The 16843-nt window shown below is 60.8% G+C and carries 16 protein-coding genes and 1 pseudogene; 8 read left to right on the top strand and 9 right to left on the bottom strand.

The genetic code is table 11. From position 1 onward, the window contains the following. Nucleotides 1–419 precede the first annotated feature (419 nt). From G7047_RS22245 to msrA, 3 genes and pseudogenes are all read right to left on the bottom strand, one after another. On the bottom strand, nucleotides 420–1949 hold the full coding sequence (locus G7047_RS22245) for a YdiU family protein (RefSeq protein WP_240939218.1): 1530 nt from the start codon (nucleotides 1947–1949) through the stop codon (nucleotides 420–422). Nucleotides 1950–1989: 40 nt separating this feature from the next. Beyond that, entirely contained in the window at nucleotides 1990–2250 is a 261-nt protein-coding gene (locus G7047_RS31200; RefSeq protein ID WP_240939217.1) for a hypothetical protein, read from the bottom strand. Nucleotides 2251–2527: 277 nt separating this feature from the next. Next, nucleotides 2528–2995 (bottom strand): annotated as a pseudogene (msrA, locus tag G7047_RS22235) (peptide-methionine (S)-S-oxide reductase MsrA); the annotation flags it as partial. A gap of 815 nt (nucleotides 2996–3810) precedes the next feature. Here msrA and G7047_RS22230 point away from each other — a divergent pair. The 4 genes from G7047_RS22230 (at nucleotide 3811) to G7047_RS22215 (ending at nucleotide 6877) form a co-directional block, all read left to right on the top strand. Further along, on the top strand, nucleotides 3811–4419 hold the full coding sequence (locus G7047_RS22230) for a sulfite oxidase-like oxidoreductase (RefSeq protein WP_092701385.1): 609 nt from the start codon (nucleotides 3811–3813) through the stop codon (nucleotides 4417–4419). Further along, nucleotides 4419–5207 carry an FAD-binding oxidoreductase gene (locus tag G7047_RS22225; protein WP_092701388.1) on the top strand — a complete coding sequence of 263 codons (789 nt, stop codon included), beginning with the start codon at nucleotides 4419–4421 and terminating at the stop codon, nucleotides 5205–5207. Before G7047_RS22230 ends, G7047_RS22225 begins: the two co-directional genes overlap by 1 nt. Nucleotides 5208–5519: 312 nt before the next feature. Next, a complete protein-coding gene (locus tag G7047_RS22220; RefSeq protein ID WP_092701391.1) occupies nucleotides 5520–5933 on the top strand; it encodes a VOC family protein in 414 nt (137 codons plus the stop codon). Then, a complete protein-coding gene (locus tag G7047_RS22215; RefSeq protein ID WP_092701393.1) occupies nucleotides 5930–6877 on the top strand; it encodes a glyoxylate/hydroxypyruvate reductase A in 948 nt (315 codons plus the stop codon). The genes G7047_RS22220 and G7047_RS22215 overlap by 4 nt, the downstream gene beginning before the upstream one ends. On the opposite strand, the gene G7047_RS22210 is transcribed toward G7047_RS22215, so the two are convergent. After that, nucleotides 6840–8696, bottom strand: a complete 1857-nt coding sequence (locus tag G7047_RS22210; protein ID WP_092701396.1) for a glutamine--tRNA ligase/YqeY domain fusion protein — start codon at nucleotides 8694–8696, stop codon at nucleotides 6840–6842. The genes G7047_RS22215 and G7047_RS22210 overlap by 38 nt on opposite strands. Before the next feature lie 281 nt (nucleotides 8697–8977). Here G7047_RS22210 and G7047_RS22205 point away from each other — a divergent pair, with 281 nt between their 5' ends. Next, nucleotides 8978–10210: an alpha/beta fold hydrolase gene (locus G7047_RS22205; protein WP_092701399.1), complete on the top strand. Its 1233-nt coding sequence runs from the start codon at nucleotides 8978–8980 to the stop codon at nucleotides 10208–10210. A gap of 175 nt (nucleotides 10211–10385) precedes the next feature. On the opposite strand, the gene G7047_RS31545 is transcribed toward G7047_RS22205, so the two are convergent. After that, the gene (locus tag G7047_RS31545; RefSeq protein ID WP_371813899.1) at nucleotides 10386–10511 is read right to left on the bottom strand and encodes a hypothetical protein; all 126 of its coding nucleotides are present in this window, start codon (nucleotides 10509–10511) and stop codon (nucleotides 10386–10388) included. A 428-nt stretch (nucleotides 10512–10939) separates the two neighbouring features. Here G7047_RS31545 and G7047_RS22195 point away from each other — a divergent pair, with 428 nt between their 5' ends. The 3 genes from G7047_RS22195 (at nucleotide 10940) to G7047_RS22185 (ending at nucleotide 13397) form a co-directional block, all read left to right on the top strand. Further along, nucleotides 10940–11488, top strand: coding sequence for a transposase (locus G7047_RS22195; RefSeq protein ID WP_082759168.1), 549 nt, complete (start codon nucleotides 10940–10942; stop codon nucleotides 11486–11488). Continuing rightward, the gene (tnpB, locus tag G7047_RS22190) at nucleotides 11485–11817 is read left to right on the top strand and encodes an IS66 family insertion sequence element accessory protein TnpB (protein ID WP_166301587.1); all 333 of its coding nucleotides are present in this window, start codon (nucleotides 11485–11487) and stop codon (nucleotides 11815–11817) included. Before G7047_RS22195 ends, tnpB begins: the two co-directional genes overlap by 4 nt. Before the next feature lie 71 nt (nucleotides 11818–11888). Beyond that, the gene (locus tag G7047_RS22185) at nucleotides 11889–13397 is read left to right on the top strand and encodes an IS66 family transposase (protein WP_205904826.1); all 1509 of its coding nucleotides are present in this window, start codon (nucleotides 11889–11891) and stop codon (nucleotides 13395–13397) included. Between the two features lie 121 nt (nucleotides 13398–13518). Here the strand turns inward: G7047_RS22185 and G7047_RS22180 are convergent, their stop codons facing one another. From G7047_RS22180 to G7047_RS22165, 4 genes are all read right to left on the bottom strand, one after another. Further along, nucleotides 13519–14280, bottom strand: coding sequence for a serine protease (locus G7047_RS22180; RefSeq protein WP_166310092.1), 762 nt, complete (start codon nucleotides 14278–14280; stop codon nucleotides 13519–13521). A 242-nt stretch (nucleotides 14281–14522) separates the two neighbouring features. After that, a complete protein-coding gene (locus G7047_RS22175; protein ID WP_240939216.1) occupies nucleotides 14523–15803 on the bottom strand; it encodes an MFS transporter in 1281 nt (426 codons plus the stop codon). Continuing rightward, nucleotides 15800–16036, bottom strand: coding sequence for a DM13 domain-containing protein (locus G7047_RS30965; protein WP_092701317.1), 237 nt, complete (start codon nucleotides 16034–16036; stop codon nucleotides 15800–15802). The genes G7047_RS22175 and G7047_RS30965 overlap by 4 nt, the downstream gene beginning before the upstream one ends. Nucleotides 16037–16292: 256 nt before the next feature. After that, nucleotides 16293–16766, bottom strand: coding sequence for a peroxiredoxin (locus G7047_RS22165; RefSeq protein ID WP_166310090.1), 474 nt, complete (start codon nucleotides 16764–16766; stop codon nucleotides 16293–16295). Between the last annotated feature and the right edge of the window lie 77 nt (nucleotides 16767–16843).

Genomic DNA, 16843 nt, shown 5'->3' with positions numbered 1-16843 from the left:
CCGAGCCGTCACCCACATGACCGGCGCCGGCATCGTGGCCGAACGGTATCGGTAGTGCGTATTTGCGTTGGTTCGCTGCCACCCGATCTACGGTGTTGGATTCGAAGTCCTCGAAAACCGTCTGCACCGCCGCGAAGCTGACGAAGGGCGAACCGCGAAACGCCTCGACCACACGGACCAGAGAGGGAAAGCCGGTCAGGTGACAGCCTGGGCAGGCGTCTTGGAAGCAGAAGACCAGCTTGAATTTCCCGCGCATCTTGTCTAGACCATAGTCGGCCAGGGGCTGGCCGGCTGCGTCGATCCATTGCGTCACGCCCAGTTCGGGCGCGGGTTCCCCCGTGATGCCTGCTTGTACGCTGTCTTCTTGCATGGTTGTTCCTCCAGGTGGGGTTGAGTAGTTGCGCTCGGGAATCCGCCGTTCAGGTGCCGCAGAAGGTTCGGTAGTTTTCCGTCTGCTCTGCCGGAGCGGGCTCGGCCAACGCACTGTATGCCGCATGCTCGTCAAACGGGTGTTCCAGCACCAGCAGCAGGCGCTCAAAAGGTGCCAGGTCATCGCGCTCCACGGCAGCCGCCAGCGCCGCTTCGACGAGGTGGTTGCGCGGGATGTAGATCGGGTTGGTGCACCTCAGGGCCTCCTTGAGTTCGTGAGGGCTCGTGCCGACCGCCCGGGTGCGCTCGCGCCAGCGCTGGAGCCAAAGCTCCAGCGCTGCGGCCGCGCTTCCGAACAGCGCGCGCAGCGGCGTGTCGTTGCCTTGGGCCGCGTCGGCCAGGCGGGCAAACGCGAGCGTGAAATCGATGCGGTGCTGGCTCAGCAGCGTCAGGTAGTCGTCGGCCAGCGCGCGGTCATCCTCACCGCCTCCGTCCAAGCCAAGCTTGAGCCGCAGGACGGACGTCCAATGAAAGTCGAAGCGTTCAGCAAATGCCTCTACAGCCGCTCCGGCGCGTTGTGCCGCAGACTCGGCATCGGCGTCGATCAGCGGCAGCAAGGCGTCGGCCAAGCGTGCCAAGTTCCACTGCGCAATCGCCGGCTGATTGCCATAGGCATAGCGGCCCGAGGTGTCAATCGAGCTGAATACGGCCCTGGGGTCGAAGTGTTCTAGGAAAGCGCAAGGGCCGTAGTCGATCGTTTCACCGGAGATCGTCATATTGTCGGTATTCATGACGCCGTGGATGAAGCCCACGCCCATCCAGCGCGCGACCAACGAAGCCTGGCGCTCGACCACCTCCTGCAGCAGACCCAGGTAGGGGTCCGGGGTGCTGGTCAGCGGCGCGTAGTGACGCGCGATGGCGTAATCGGCCAATCGGCGCAGCAGGACTTCGTCGTCTCTGGCCGCGATGTACTCGAAGGTGCCTACACGCAAGTGGCTGGCGGCCACGCGCGTAAGGATTGCACCAGGCAGGAGCTGCTCGCGCTGCACGGTCGCGCCGGTGGCCACCGCTGCCAGCGCGCGCGTGGTCGGGATGCCCAGGACGTGCATGGCCTCACCCATCAGGTACTCCCGCAGCACGGGTCCGAGTGCGGCCTTGCCGTCACCGCGGCGCGAGAATGGGGTTCGGCCCGATCCCTTCAGGGAGATGTCACGGCGTCGGCCATGACGGTCAACGATTTCGCCAAGCAGCAGAGCGCGGCCATCGCCGAGCTGCGGCGAGAAGCCGCCGAACTGGTGCCCGGCATAGGCCTGCGCCAGCGGTTGTGCCTGAGCCGGAACGACATTGCCGGCGAACACGGCGAGGCCGGCTGCTGAGGACATTTCTTCGGCGTCCAGGCCGAGCTCGTTAGCCAGGTCGCTGTTCAGCCGCAGCAGCCTAGGCGCTGGCGAACCTGCCGGTTTCGATCTCGCATACAGCCCCTCAAGATCGCGCGCGTAGGTGTTGTCGAACGGCATGTGCAATGTTGCTGACGATGCCGTGGCGGAGGGTTGCTCGTTCGGGGTAACGTTGGTTTGCAATTCAGTCTCCTGGCCCGAGGGGTAAATGGCGGGCGGCGTGTCATGCGGCCTGAGGCACTTCGTTGGCGCGACCGAAGGCCCGGAGCAGGCGCTGGGCATCGAGGCGAAAGTCGAAGACCTCTCCCTGCATGTCGAAAACGATGAACCACGGTGTGCCACGTATCCCGAAATCCGCCATCAGGCTCGGGTAGCGGTCCACAGCCGAGTCGTGACCGAAAGGAATCGCCAACCCGTATCGCTGCTGCGTCTCGCGCAAACGTTCGAGCGTGTTTGTCTCGGCAGCCTCGAATACGGTTTGCACGGCGGCGAAGCCGAAGCCTTGGCCGGACAGTCCTTCAACCAGCGCCCTGAGTGTCGGAAATCCGTGACTGTGACAAACCGAGCACCCGTGCTGGAAGCAAAAGATCACCTTGAACTTGTCACCGAGATCGGCCAGCTCTAGTGGCCGAATCGGGTTCCCTTGCGCATCGATCCACTGCTGAACTCGCAACCGCGGGGCTTTCATGGGGTCTTGGTCGTTCGTCATGGAATCTTTGAGTGAGACTACGATTCCGGACCGCGCGCTGGCTGACCGGGGGGAAGCGGCAGGTGTACCCATTCAGATTACGTTGCAAATAGTCCTTGTGCTCCGGCTCGGCCTGCCAGAAGGGGCCGGCGGGCTCCACTCCAGTGACCATCTTGCCCGGCCACAGGCCCGAGGCGTCGACGTCGGCAATCGTCTCCAGAGTGATCTGCCGATGCTCGGGCGTCTTGTAGTAGATGCCGGAACGGTAGTAGCACCCGCCATCGTTACCCTGCCGGTTGGGCGTGCTGGGATTGTGGATCAGGAAGAAGAACTCCAGCAGCGCGCGCCAACTGGTGCGTGCCGGACCGAACACCACTTCGAGCGCCTCGCCATGCGTGCCGTGATTGCGATGGGTGGCATAGGCATTGGCAACGTCGCTGTAGCCGACGCGTGTACTATTGACGCTCGGGAGCCTGCGCACCAGGTCCTGTATGCCCCAGAAGCAACCTCCGAAGAGGAGGGCAGTTTCTTTTGAACTCATGTTGCAACTCCTTGCAGCCCGGACAATGCGATCGAATTCGCGAGCTAGGCTGCGTTTGATCGAACCCGTGTCACTGCAGGCGACGCGATGGCGTTGCCCGCAAGCGGCATCTTTTGATTCTTTCTCATTGGAACCGAAGGTCGGCGCTACAAGACGCCGACGAGTCTTGTTAAGTACGCCGTGCGTCCGATTCTGTCTTCATTGCCATGCCGAAGCTGGACCTGCCCCGGCTTCACGGACGCTATCGTAAGAGGCTTGGAACGGCTCGACGAGGTACGGGGCAGGCTGTGATGGCGACGCAAGTTGCACGAGTCCGTCGGCTGATCCGCGCATGGGACCCGCAGCACCGGCGGTGCCGCTTCGTGGCGCGCGATCCGAAAATCACACCGGCGCCACAGATGAAGGCAGCCTTGCCACATCCCATCGTCGCTGTGAGGGCGAAGCACAGCATATGGGCGAACAAGGGGTAATTCGGGGTGAGGGGTTTGGCCATGCTAGGCACTCCAAAGGTTAGGACGAAGGGTGCAAAAAGTCGGACTATCGGTAGCACCAGCACCCCTATAGTTGATTACCGTCACATTCCAGAGCGGATAGCCCTATATACGATCGAGTTGATGTAGGCTTCGCTGACCCTTGAGACTGTGTGATCTTGGCCGACTATGTCGCGCGACTTACTGAGCGGCCAAACTAGGCGCGGGTCCAGCGCTCCGGGCAAGGCGCGGGCCCCTCAATGACACAACGGACCAATTAGCCACGCAATATTGGGCAAAGAACGTAGCCTTGTCCTTAAGCAGCACGACGCAGGAGTCCTCAACATGGTCACACGCAATTTCACCGGGCGAAGGCCCACGGCAGCCGTTGCCAACCGCTTGCCGCCAGGCCAGTTCGAAACCGAAGGCTTTCCGGTGCTCTCAAAAGGGCCGACGCCTCGCATCGACATGGCTTCTTGGCGATTCACGCTGAGCAATGGCCCGCGGCCCATGAAAAGCTGGAGCTGGGACGAGTTCGTGGCGCTTCCGCGCACCGTGTGGCAAGGTGATATCCATTGCGTCACGACCTGGTCGAAGTTCGACACACGCTGGGAAGGTGTGACCATCGACGACCTGCTTGCCGACGCCGGCATTGCAGCTCCCACGCCCTGGCTACTGGCGCTGTCGCTAGACGACTACGACACCAACGTGCCGGTTGCCGATTTGCTCGGCGGCCGCGCCATGGTAGCGACTCATTTCGACGGCCAGCCATTGGCGCCCGAACATGGCGGCCCGGCCCGCTTGCTGGTGCCGCACCTGTACTTCTGGAAGAGCGCGAAGTGGATCAAGGGTCTCAAATTCACCGCGCGCGATGAAGCCGGATTCTGGGAGCTGCGCGGATATCACATGTACGGCGATCCTTGGCGGCAACAACGTTATTCGGACGATTCTTGATGTTGCCCAACGAGCATCAAGGTCCGTGGCGCAACGCGAAGATCGAGCGCATCTCGCAGCTCACACCGCGCATCAAGAGTTTCTTTCTCGATGTGTCGGCACTGGCGTCGCGCCGTGCGGGTCAACACATCGATGTGCGACTGACCGCGCCCGATGGTTATGCCGCGCAACGCAGCTATTCCATTGCATCGGCGCCTCGCGCTGACAACGTCGAGATCATCATCGAGAAGCTCCAGGATGGCGAGGTGTCCCCTTTTTTCCATGACATCGCGGAGGTGGGCGAGAGTATCGAAGTGCGTGGGCCGCTCGGTGGACATTTCGTCTGGGGACCCGCCGATGGCGGGCCGTTGTTGTTGATAGCGGGCGGCTCGGGCATCGCGCCGTTGATGGCAATGGTGCGCGCATGGGCCGCGGACCCCGCAGAGGTAGTGGCGCCGACGGGGGCCATGGCCGAACTGCCACCGGTGCCTATGCCCGTGCTGTTGGTCTGCTCCGCACGCACTCCGGCCGACCTACCCTTTCATGCCGAGTTGCTTGAACTCGAAGCAGCACGGCCCGACTTCACCTTCATAGCGGTGACCACGCGCGAGCCACCACCGCGGCCGACCGACCTGGGGCGGCGGCTTGATGCTGCAGCCATCGCAAACGTCCTTGCCCGCTGGGTCCACACGCCTCGCCATGTTTATGTATGCGGCGCCAATCGGTTCGTCGAAGCCGTTGCTAACGGACTGGTCGATGCCGGCGTCCCCGCAGCCCACATTAAGACGGAGCGGTACGGGGGCGCCTGAACTTAGCAGGATTTTGCAGGCAGGCCGGACACGTAGCAGAAAGGAAGTTTCGTTACCAGCGTCAGACGAAGTTCGCGCTCCCAGGCCTGATGTATTGGCTGACGGCTGCGGCGGTAAAGTTTCCCGCGCGCGCCGCATCGGCGATACAGCCATGCTCGACGACCGTGATCAGACGGCGCAGATAGCCTATATCCGTAAAAAACTTCGTTTTAGGCAAGAAAAACTATAGGTTTTCTCTTTTGAAGAGGCGAACATAGTATTCATGCATTGGCGGTTGGGCAATCTGTTAAGCAACCACTAAGAGGGGGCACTGTGCAAGCTTACTTTCATCTGGCATTCCACGTGCGTGATCTGGAAAAGTCGCGCGATTTCTATGGCACAACGCTTGGGTGCAAGGAAGGACGCAGCACGGCAACATGGGTGGATTTTGAGTTCTACGGGCATCAGCTATCCCTGCATTTGGGTGAGCCCTTTGCCACCAGCGTCACGGGTCATGTAGGTGACCATATGGTGCCGATGCCGCATTTCGGTGTCATCCTAAGCATGACGGACTGGCAGGCCTTGGCCGACCGTTTGGTCCAGCGAAACCTCAACTTTGTGCTTGCACCCACGCTGCGTTTTGTCGGCGAGCCCGGTGAACAGGCCACGATGTTTTTTCTCGACCCCTCTGGCAATCCCATCGAGATCAAAGGTTTTGCCCAACTACAGAGTCTATACGCAACATGAATCACACACCCATAGCGTTCATTGCACCTGCAGACTACGTACATACGGCTGCCTGGGTTCATGCGCTCTCGCTCGCCATGCCTGAGCAAAGCATAGTCGCGCTGAGTGAAATGGATACGGAAAGCAGACAGCGTTGTACCGTTGCTATCTTGGCCAATCCAGATCCTGCGGACCTCCAAAGGTTACCGCAGTTACGGTGGGTCCATAGCGTATGGGCGGGAGTTGAAAAACTGGTGGCCGATCTGGGCGAAACCTCGTTGCCTATCGTTCGCCTGGTCGACCCCCAACTTGCGCGCACTATGGCGGAGGCAGTGTTGGCGTACACCCTCTACCTGCATCGGGATATGCCAGCTTATGCGAGGCAACAGGCGCAGCGGCAATGGCAGGCTCAGGAGTACGTGCGCGCTGAGAGCAGAACCGTCAGCGTACTGGGTTTGGGTGCCTTGGGTAGTGCCGCTGCAAGGCAATTGTCAGACGCCGGATTTCGTGTCTGCGGTTGGAGCCAAAGCCTCAATCAGATCCCAGGGATAGAAAGCTTCACGGGGCAGAGCGGCTTAAGCGCGATGCTGCAGAAGACCGACATCTTGGTGTGTTTGTTGCCCCTGACGCCGCAAACACGCGGCCTTCTCGGCGCAGAGGCGTTTTCTCTGTTGCGCGACAGAGCTGCACTGATCAATTTTTCCCGCGGGGCGATTGTGAATGACGCTGATTTGAAAGCGGCACTGGACAGCGGTCGTCTCCGGCATGCGGTGCTCGACGTCTTTGAAGTGGAGCCTTTGCCAAGCACGGAATGGCACTGGGGGCACCCCTCCGTCACTGTACTTCCCCACTGTTCAGCCCCAACAGCCCGGGAATCCGCTTCGGCGATCGTGGCAAACAATATCCGGCGTTACATGGAAGACGGAATCATTCCGGTGGGTGTGAACTTTTCACGGGGCTACTAACCATATGCTGCCCTATTTTCCCCTGGCTGTCTCGCATCCCAGCAGCCCGATTGAACACAAGCTTTCCATCATGGGACGCTTTTGCATCCAGCACAAAGTACCCGTGCCGCTCAAACTGAAACCCCGCACCGCCAACCTTCGCTAGAGCCAATGACGGCTCCGCGAAGGCCGAGCATGTCACGAGGCTCGCCTTATTCAGCTCATCCAGCAACTCCCCGCTGCCCGGTTGCTCCGTGGTAAACAGCCGTTCATACAAGCGCACCTCGACCGGTACCGCATCGGCTACGGCGACCCAGGTAATGTTGCCCTTCACCTTTACCGCATCCGCGCCTGGCGTGCCGCTCTTTGTATCGGGCATCAGCGTGGCCTGCACTTCGACCAGCTTGCCGTCAGCGTCACGCGTGGCGCCCGTGCACACGATGGTGTGACCGTATTTCAGGCGCACCTTGTTGCCGGGGAACAGTCGGAAGAAGCCCTTCGGCTGCACATCTTCGTAGTCGGTGCGTTCGATCCACACCTCGCGGCCGATCTTGAAGCGGCGCATGCCGCCTTCGGGGTCGCGCGGGTTTACGGGGGCGGTGCAGTCGTCCAGTGAGGCGTCGCTGCCCATCAGCTCGGCCCAGTTGGTGATGACGAGCTTGACCGGGTCGAGCACGGCCATCGCGCGCGGGGCGATGGGGTCGAGCGTGTCGCGGAGGGTCGCTTCGAGGCTCGCGTAGTCGATCCAGCCGCCGGACTTCGTCACGCCGCTGCGTTCGCAGAAGAGCCTGAGCGCTTCGGGCGTGTAGCCGCGCCGGCGGAGGCCTGCGAGGGTTGGCATCCGTGGGTCGTCCCAGCCATCGACGTGCCCGTCTTCGACCAGCTGGCGCAGCTTGCGCTTGCTGGTGACCATGTGCGTCACATTGAGCCGCGCGAATTCATACTGGCGCGGATGCGGGCTGGCGATCAACCCGCCTTCTGCCAAACGGTAAAGCAACCAGTCGTAGAACGGTCTCTGGTCTTCGAACTCCAATGTGGCGATCGAATGGGTGATCTGCTCCAACGCATCCTCAATCGGATGTGCAAAGGTGTACATCGGATAGATGCACCATTTGTCGCCTGTGTTGTGGTGCGTCGCCCGGCGGATGCGGTAGAGCGCAGGGTCGCGCAGGTTTATATTGGGATTGGCCATGTCAATCTTCGCGCGAAGGATGGCGGCACCGTCTACGAGCTCGCCGTCTCGCATCTGGCGGAAGCGCGCCAGGTTCTCGTCGGGGCTGCGGGTACGGAACGGGCTGTCAGTTCCGGGCGTGTTGAAGTCCCCGCGCGCGGCGCGCATTTGCTCGGGCGTCTGCTCCTCCACGTAGGCGAGCCCGGCGATGATCAGGTACTCGGCCGCGCGGTACATGAAGTCAAAGTAGTCGCTGGCGAAGTATTCGTGCGGCTGGAGGGTGCCGGGAGCCACGGGGCTGTCAGCCAGGCAGGTTTCGTAGCCCAGCCACTTCACCGCGTCGCGGATGCTATCGACGTATTCCTGCTCTTCTTTCTCCGGGTTGGTGTCATCGAAGCGCAGGTGACACACGCCACAGTATTTCTTGGCGAGCTCGAAGTTAAGCCAGATGCTCTTGGCATGCCCGATATGCAGGTAGCCGTTGGGTTCAGGCGGGAAGCGAGTGCGGACCTTGGCGGGGTCTAGCATGCCTTGCGCATGGTGTTGCGCGTCGCCGGGACTGCCCCCCCATTTGCGCGCTGCATAGACGCCTAGTTCAAGGTCGTTTTCGATGACGTTGCGCAGAAAATTGCTTGGTTTGGTGGGATCTTTGTCAACGGAAGAAGTCATCCGTTCATTCTAGAAGTAACGACCAAGATGTGCGGCTCGGCCGACCTTTGCTTTGCAGTCTTGGCGCCAAACTTCCATGCCAGATGTGCAGACGAGCTTTCAGTGTACGCATGTCGAAATTTCAGGGAAGGCGAAGCGCACGGTGTCATATTTGGCTGGGGCAATCAAGTCCTTCATCGAGTCTGTAGTACACGCTGGCGTGTGAATAGATTTCGTGTTCGAATCTTGGAGTCGCAGCGACCTCGATTGCTGTCTTGCATGCGTATCAACTTCAGTGAAACATGACTAGCCTTAAAGTTGAATTTCCCGGGAGCCTCGGCCATTTGCTGGCTGCACGGCTTGATAAACCAAACACTTTGCCAAGAGCGTGGGCTGTCTTCGCACACTGTTTCACGTGCTCCAAAGACTCGAAAGCGGCCGCCTATATTTCGCGTGCGTTGGTAGAGGCCGGGTTCGGCGTGCTTCGCTTCGATTTCACAGGGTTGGGTGGCAGCGGCGGTGACTTCGCGAACACCCATTTCAGTTCAAACGTCGGCGATCTAGTCGCGGCGGCCGACTGGCTGCGAAGTGAGCATGGAACGCCAGCGCTCCTCATCGGGCATTCGCTCGGCGGCGCAGCCGTTCTGGCCGCTGCACACCGCATTGCCGATGCGCGTGCTGTGGTGACGCTCGGCGCGCCCTTCGAGCCGGCACACGTTACGCGGCATTTTGGCGGGGGGCTGGCTCTCATCGAGTCCAACGGAGAGGCCCGTGTAACGCTTTCGGGCCGTGAGTTCACGTTGCGGCGGGAATTTCTAGACGACGTAGCCTCCCAGCCTCAGGCCGAGCGAATCCATGCGTTGCATCGGCCTTTGCTTGTGCTGCACGCGCCTAGCGACACGATCGTTGGAGTAGACAACGCACGCCGAATCTTCGAACAGGCGCTGCACCCCAAATCTTTCGTATCGCTCGACGATGCCGACCACCTGCTCAACAGTCAGAGCGATGCCACGTACGCCGCAGGCCTCATCGCTGCCTGGGCTAAGCGGTATTTGCCTGCTCCCGCCCCTTCAAGCGAGGTGGCGTCGACACCCGGAGCGGAGTCTCTGCCAGTGGGCGTTGTGCGAGTCAGCGACCGTTCAGGCAACTTTGCCGTCAACGTTGAGGCAGGGCGCCACACGCTGGTGAGTGACGAACCAGTGGGAGTGGGCGGTGACGATCTCGGCTTGGGTCCATATGACCTTCTGCTCGGTGCGCTTGGAGCTTGCACTGCGATGACGTTGCGCCTTTACGCCCGCCATAAGAAATGGCCCCTAGAGGACGTCCGCGTCACTTTGACTCACGCCAAGATCCACGCTGCAGACTGTGCGGAATGTGAGACCAAGGAAGGCAAGATTGACCGAATCGGGCGGACGGTCGAACTCGCGGGGCCACTCGATGAGCCGCAACGGGCGCGTTTGCTGGAGATCGCCGACAAATGCCCCGTGCACCGCACGCTCACCTCTGAGGTTGAGATCCAGACGCGCCTATCCTAGGGATTTAGGTTACCCAGCCGTGGAAAAAATAGTGCTGAGGGGCCCGCGAAACGGGATTGACTTTGACTTTAGACGGACGTCAGTAGGGGCTGAACGCTAGTCCCTTTAGCTGGTTGTTCACCGCAACAAGACGCCGCTCGTTTATCCATGGTGGGTGGCTGACCATACATGCGGGCTATTCGCGGCGGAAGTGCGAGGCACTCTCGTATCCCACTTCGAAAGCCACTTCACTCAACCTCTTTCCCTTGGACAGGATCAAGCGGCGCTCCTCCATCAAGCGGAGGTGCATCTGGAACTGCAGCGGCGACTACGAAGTAATCGTACGAGAATGTGGGTGAAATGCCGAGCGGATCATTCCGGCCGCTGCCGCCAGGCAGTTCAAATTTTTGCTGATTGTGTGTGGTCGGCACGTAAGATTGCAACAGCGCGGGCGATGCGTCGCGCGTTGCTGTCGTGCAGGCCTAGATCCCGAATAGCCGGTCCTTCGCGATCCAGCAGCAGCTAATGGTGAATATCTCGAATCAAAAATTTTCTTTGAGCACCGCGAATGATTCCGGGCGGTCTAGCAGACGCACGAGTCGACGCAAGGCATCCCGCAGGTTATCGCCAGTGTAGAAGGCTGTTGGACTACCTTCAGGCGCGCTCAAAACGTATCCGTCCGGCCAACCCATCTACCCCGAATGAGCAATTGCAAGCACCATCGTGTCCACGTAAACCATCGTGCACACCATGTCTCAAGAGATTCCCCATTCGCGCTCCTGTGTCCCCCGCACGCGCCGGGTCTACAGCGCGCAATTCAAGGCTGAACTGATCGCTGCGTGCCAGCAGCCCGGCGCATCAATTGCCGCCACAGCGCGTGAACATGGCATGAATGCCAACGTGCTGCATCGCTGGCTCAAGGAGCATCGTCTGGGCCAGCACCAGAGCGCCTGCGATACCGCGCATGCTGATGCGTCCGGCATCGCCCCACACTGCGCCGATGCAGCGGCTGAGCCAATGGCCAATGCACAGGCTGTTTGTGCCCCAGCGCATCAGGCTCATCCGGTGCCGTCCAACCCCGTGCCCGCCTTCATCGCGGTGGCGCTGGGCTCGCCGGTGATGGGGCCTCAGGCAGCGGGTGTACAAGCTGCCCCAAGTGCTGCATCGGCAGCTTGCTCATCAGACATCCGCATCGAGTGCTGTCATCACGGCACCCTCGTGACGGTCAATTGGCCGCTGGCCGCTGCTGGCGAGTGTTCCCGCGCATTGCAGGGTTTGTTGCAGGTGCTGCGGCAATGATCCGTATCGACGCTGCCTGGCTTGCCACGGCCCCGCTGGACATGCGCGCCGGCACCGACACGGCGCTGGCCCGCGTAGTCGCCGTCTTCGGCGCCGCCCACCCTCACCATGCCTACCTGTTCGCCAACAGACGCGCCAACCGCATCAAGGTGCTGGTGCACGACGGCATAGGCATCTGGCTGGCCGCTCGCCGCCTGCACCAGGGCAAGTTCGTCTGGCCGACGCCAGGCGATGAGCAGTGGCAGTTGGAGCCTGTCCAGCTTGACGCCCTGGTGCTGGGCCTACCCTGGCAACGCATGGGAAACGCCGGCATTATCACCATGGTCTGAAGCCGGCGCGCAATCGGTGGATCTGCGCATGGCAGCGCAGTGCCATGCTTGGCACACTGCCTGTCATGTTGATGCAGCCGCAATTCCTGGATGATCTGAGCGCCGAGCAGCTGCGCGAGATGACCACGCGGCTGCTCACAGAACTACGCCACAGCCAGGCGCTCAACGCCAAGCTCACCCACGAGAATGCGCTCTTGAAACGCATGAAGTTCGCCGCACAGTCCGAGCGCTTCAACGCCGAGCAGCGCAGCTTGCTCGAAGACGAGATCGAGGCCGACTTGGCGGCTGTCTGCTTGGAGATCGAGCAGCTGCAGCCTGCGGCCGCTGCCCCGCAAGCCAAACAACAGCCCAAACGCCAGCCGCTGCCGGCCAATCTGCCGCGCCGCGAGATCCGCCACGAGCCCGATTCGACCACCTGCCAGTGCGGCTGTCAGATGAAACGCATCGGCGAAGACGTGGCCGAAAAGCTCGACTATGTGCCCGGCGTGTTCACGGTGGAGCGTCACATCCGTGGCAAGTGGGCCTGCGCCCAATGCGAGACCATCACCCAGGCGCCGGTTGAAGCGCATGTGATCGACAAAGGCATCCCCACCACCGGCCTGCTGGCCCAGGTGCTGGTGGCCAAATACGCGGACCACTTGCCGCTGTACCGTCAGGAAAGCATCTTTGCGCGCGCCGGTCTGGCCATTCCTCGCTCGACTCTGGCGCAGTGGGTAGGCACCTGCGGCGTGCGGCTGCAGCCGCTAGTCGATGCGCTCAAGGCGGAAATACTCGGCCACCGTGTGCTGCACGCCGACGAGACGCCAGTGCAAATGCTCAAACCTGGCAAGGGAGCGACGCATCGCGCCTACCTGTGGGCCTACGCGCCAGGGGCGTTCGAAGACATGAAAGCCGTGGTGTATGACTTCTGCGAGTCCAGGGCTGGCGAGCATGCCCGCAACTTCCTGGGCGACTGGAAGGGGGCACTGGTTTGCGACGACTTCGCCGGCTACAAGGCCCTGATTGCCAGTGGCGTGACCGAGGTGGGCTGCCTGGCGCATGCCCGGCGCAAACTCTTTGACCTCCATGCGGCGAACAAAAGCCAGCTTGCCGGGTTCGCGCTGGAGCAATTCGCCAAGGTCTATGACATCGAGCGCGAGGTCAAGGAACTGAACGCCGATCAACGCAAAGCCATTCGTCAGCAGCACACCAAGCCGATCCTGGATGCGTTGCACCAGTGGATGACATTGCAGCGGCAGAAACTGCCCGATAGCTCAGCAACGGCCAAGGCCCTGGATTACAGCCTCAGGCGCTGGACGGCGTTGACACGCTTCGTCGATGACGGGCAACTGCCCGTGGACAACAACTGGATCGAGAACCAGATCCGGCCCATTGCCATTGGCAGAGCCAATTGGCTGTTCGCCGGCAGCCTGCGCGCGGGCCAGCGGGCGGCGGCGGTGATGAGCCTGGTGCAGTCGGCGCGCATGAACGGGCATGACCCCTATGCCTACCTCCAGGACGTGCTCACAAGGCTGCCCACGCACAAGGCCAGCCGTATCGACGAGCTCTTGCCGCACCGCTGGCAGCCCACTGACATCTGATCGTCAGCAATGGTCGCCATCGGCGGTCAACATGGGTTTGCCGTGCGCTTACCTCAAAACAAGATCCGACACCACGGCTGTGTCCAGATCAAGCGCCAGAGCCAGGTAGGGGTTGACGATCTCAGGCAATTGGTTGGGGTTGCAACGCAGAGGGAGCGGGTACATCCGCCGTGAGCGTGAGCAGGATGTCGGCGTACCAGGCGCAGTTGAGACCCAGCGACTCGTCCAGCGCCAGGTCACGTGTGTTCATGTCCAAACGCGAGGAGTGCACGCCCAGCAGTTTCCAGGGCAGCGCCGGATTGGTGCCGGGGGCACGCATCACCACGGCTGCGCCGCTGGTCCCACGGTGGGTGCGCGCATCCGTCAAAAAGTAGCCCTTGCCTTGGAATCGAACGCCAAAGGAAGATGCGATTACCGCATGACGCACCACCGGCAGGTGATAAATCACGTCGTGAAAGCCCAGCGGATAGCCCACTACCAGCAGCGCACTGCCGACTTCGACCTCGTCCAGCATGCTCTGCAAGTGAGCCGGCGTGAAAGTGTGCATCGCCACCGAAGGCGGAAGGGCCGCACGGTCCAGCTCGATGGTCGCCACGTCGATCTCGCCGCCTGTGTCGCTTCCCTGACGCCACATGCTCTTGCCGTCTACGTAGAGCCAGACCGACAAGACGCTCGCTTGGGTCAGGTCGACGGCATCGGTGTGCAGCTCGATTTCGAGTCGGTTTGGAAAATGCTTGGTGGGCGCGTCAACGACGACGTGCCGGCTGGTGACGAAGAAAAGTCGTTCGTCGCGTAGGAAGAAAAATCCGCTGGCGCCGGTCAGCAGCTTGTCGCCATCGAAAGTAGAAACTCGGGCGGCGGTGAGGAGGATGGATTCGGCCATGGGACACTTATATATGAGCGGCCCGCTATGTCGACACTCCGTCCAACTACTATGCCCGGATGTCACCAGCCAAGTGGCGCAGGCGCCTTCGCGGAAAACCTAGGTCGCGAGGCTTGCATCTGGCCGACCAGATGTAGGCATTAAAACGACGCGTCGATGAGGCCTGTGGAGCGGACGGTTGGCGGGCTGCTTCGGGTTTTGTAGAAGACGTTGCATAGGGCGCCTCTGCCTCAGTCGCCGCGCTAGTACCGAGCGCGCTGAGACTCCTCCTGGATTCGTATCATCGTATCGAGAGATCCCGTGATCATCGGCGTGCTCGGACAGCGGGTGGCCTTGGTCTTGAGCGGGCGTTTTGGCTGCCCACGTGCGAGGGCCATCACCCCTAGGATAGCGAGCAACACAGATGCGCAAAGGAATAATCCACCAGGGCCGACGATATTCATCGCAGCTCCCCCGATAAGGGGTCCTGCGGCTGTCCCGACCCCATTGAGCAGAAGAAGCCCTCGTGCGGTGCCGAGTCGCCGACCGGCCGGAAGGTCGTCGTTTGCGGCGGCGAGACACAACGAGTAGATCGGGATGCCAAAGCCGCCGAAGAGCGCACCCGCCGTGAGGAGCAATGGAAGAGGTGCTCCCGCCGCCAGCGCTACGCCGATGGCAGCGGCTGCAGACGCAAGGGCAGCACACGCAATGGCAAGGTTTCGAGACACTCGATCCGAAAGCCAGCCGAGTGGCCATTGCAATGCAAGTGTCCCACCCAGAACCGCAGCCATGAAGGCCGATATACCGCCCACATCAAGTCCGATCCTCTGGGCGAAGTTCGGGCCCATGCCCCAGAAACCGCCGATAGCCAGGCCGGTTAAGAAAACGCCAACCGCAGCGAGAGGTGATACGAGGACGACGTCCTTGAGCGCGACCGGTTCCTGTTCCACCTCGGCAGGAGGATGGCTTGGCAGCAACGTGATCGGAACAACCGCAGCGGATATCAACAGCGACACGACGAGGAACAAAGTTACGCTTGCGGGCGCGGCAATGTTGAGAAGCGCTTGCCCCGTTGCCCAAGAACCCATTGAGACGACACCGAAAATTGACAGGAGCTGCCCGCGCGTGGATGGCACTGCGTGCGCATTGAGCCAGCTCTCCGTTGCGAGGATCATGCCCGCATAGGCGAGGCCGGTAACCATGCGAAGCGGCATCCAAGCAATCGGCTCTATGAATGTTACATGGAGAAGGGTGGTCATTGAAGCGATAGCCGCAAATCCAGCGAAGGTCCTGACGTGCCCTACAGAAACAATGATCCGCGGCAATACGAACGCGCCTACTGTGAACCCCGCGAAGTAGAAGGTCATCATCGCGCTGATCGCGCCGCTCGAGAAACCCTCCTGGCCGGCTCTTACGATCAAGAGCGTACCCAACAAACCATTGCCCAGCAGCAGCGCGGCGACGCTTAGCAGCAACGCCGCTACTGGTGCGAGAACGAGTCCCCGTTTACACACTAACCTTACGGTATCAATTGCCTGGCTCATTTCCTAGCCTGATGTGAGGGTTGGTACTCTGCCGCACTGACGAACTGTTCGAATACTTCGCACCAGATTACGGCCGCGTCGTAGTCGCGAACACCGAAGGCGACAGGCACCTTGACGATGAAGCCGTTGAAAGTCATCACATCCCCCGCACGGATCGGTTCGTTGACCAGGGGTAATGCTTCTTTCGTGTCGAAGAAACGTGGACCAAGTTCGGGCTTGTAGTCCAGGAACAAGCGAGAGACGCCCGATATGCACAATTCGATTGCGCGAGACTCCGACTTCGCCTTTCCACCAATGCGGTAGGTCGCTGTCTTTGATATTGCGCACGTGTCGCCCCGGGTAGAGCGCTTTAGTCGCGATGTTCTGAAGCGACGCATTATCCGACGATCGAGGCGCTGTGAGGATGGGCAGCGTATGGACGCCGCCTCCTCGTCCTATAGAGATTGACACGAGAGGGGCAGTAATCAGGATGGATGAACGCCGCATTAGCTACGCTTGCTCAAGTTCCTTCACAAGCAGGTCCGCGTCAAGATTGAAGTCCGAGAACACGATAAGGCCGTCTGCGTCGATAACCGTGAACCAAGGCGTTCCTCGCGTGCGGTAGTCTTCCATAAAGGTGGGAAGCGTTGCACCGGTCGGTGGCTCGTCATGACCGTAAGGGACGGGAAGCTCGTACTTAAGCTGGTTCACCCGCAACTTGTCAAAGGTGTTCTCATGCGCTCCTTCGAAAACGGTCTGAATCACAGCGAAACCTACGCCCTTGGAGCTCAGTGCACCATGCAATCTTTGGAGCGTTGGAAACCCATGCGCATGGCAGCCGCGGCACCAGTGCTGGAAGGCGAACAAAATCTTTGGACCAGTCCCCAAATCAGACAGCTTGAGCGGTGCGACGCTGATTCCTCCATCCTCGCCAATCCATCTCTGCACCCGCAACTCAGGCGCTTGTCGTTCAAATAAGCTCATCCTATCCTCCTACTCCGATGAAGAAGCCCGATAGTTGGTCGAGCGTCGTGAAGGCCGGAAAATCTCCGACCTTGATT

The organism is Diaphorobacter sp. HDW4A (genome assembly GCF_011305995.1).
Lineage (GTDB): Bacteria > Pseudomonadota > Gammaproteobacteria > Burkholderiales > Burkholderiaceae_C > Diaphorobacter_A.
The sequence above is the reverse complement of the archived record's forward strand: the minus strand, read 5'-3'. Positions and strand labels throughout refer to the sequence as shown.

Bases quoted from the DNA above. Each gene is read 5' to 3' on its own strand.
- tnpB (WP_166301587.1), top strand. From the start codon at position 11,485: ATGATCCGTATCGACGCTGCCTGGCTTGCCACGGCCCCGCTGGACATG.
- G7047_RS22230 (WP_092701385.1), top strand. From the start codon at position 3,811: ATGGTCACACGCAATTTCACCGGGCGAAGGCCCACGGCAGCCGTTGCC.
- G7047_RS22185 (WP_205904826.1), top strand. From the start codon at position 11,889: ATGCAGCCGCAATTCCTGGATGATCTGAGCGCCGAGCAGCTGCGCGAG.
- G7047_RS22225 (WP_092701388.1), top strand. From the start codon at position 4,419: ATGTTGCCCAACGAGCATCAAGGTCCGTGGCGCAACGCGAAGATCGAG.
- G7047_RS22215 (WP_092701393.1), top strand. From the start codon at position 5,930: ATGAATCACACACCCATAGCGTTCATTGCACCTGCAGACTACGTACAT.
- G7047_RS22165 (WP_166310090.1), bottom strand. From the start codon at position 16,766: ATGAGCTTATTTGAACGACAAGCGCCTGAGTTGCGGGTGCAGAGATGG.
- G7047_RS22210 (WP_092701396.1), bottom strand. From the start codon at position 8,696: ATGACTTCTTCCGTTGACAAAGATCCCACCAAACCAAGCAATTTTCTG.
- G7047_RS22180 (WP_166310092.1), bottom strand. From the start codon at position 14,280: ATGGCCGAATCCATCCTCCTCACCGCCGCCCGAGTTTCTACTTTCGAT.
- G7047_RS22175 (WP_240939216.1), bottom strand. From the start codon at position 15,803: ATGAGCCAGGCAATTGATACCGTAAGGTTAGTGTGTAAACGGGGACTC.
- G7047_RS22205 (WP_092701399.1), top strand. From the start codon at position 8,978: ATGACTAGCCTTAAAGTTGAATTTCCCGGGAGCCTCGGCCATTTGCTG.
- G7047_RS22195 (WP_082759168.1), top strand. From the start codon at position 10,940: ATGTCTCAAGAGATTCCCCATTCGCGCTCCTGTGTCCCCCGCACGCGC.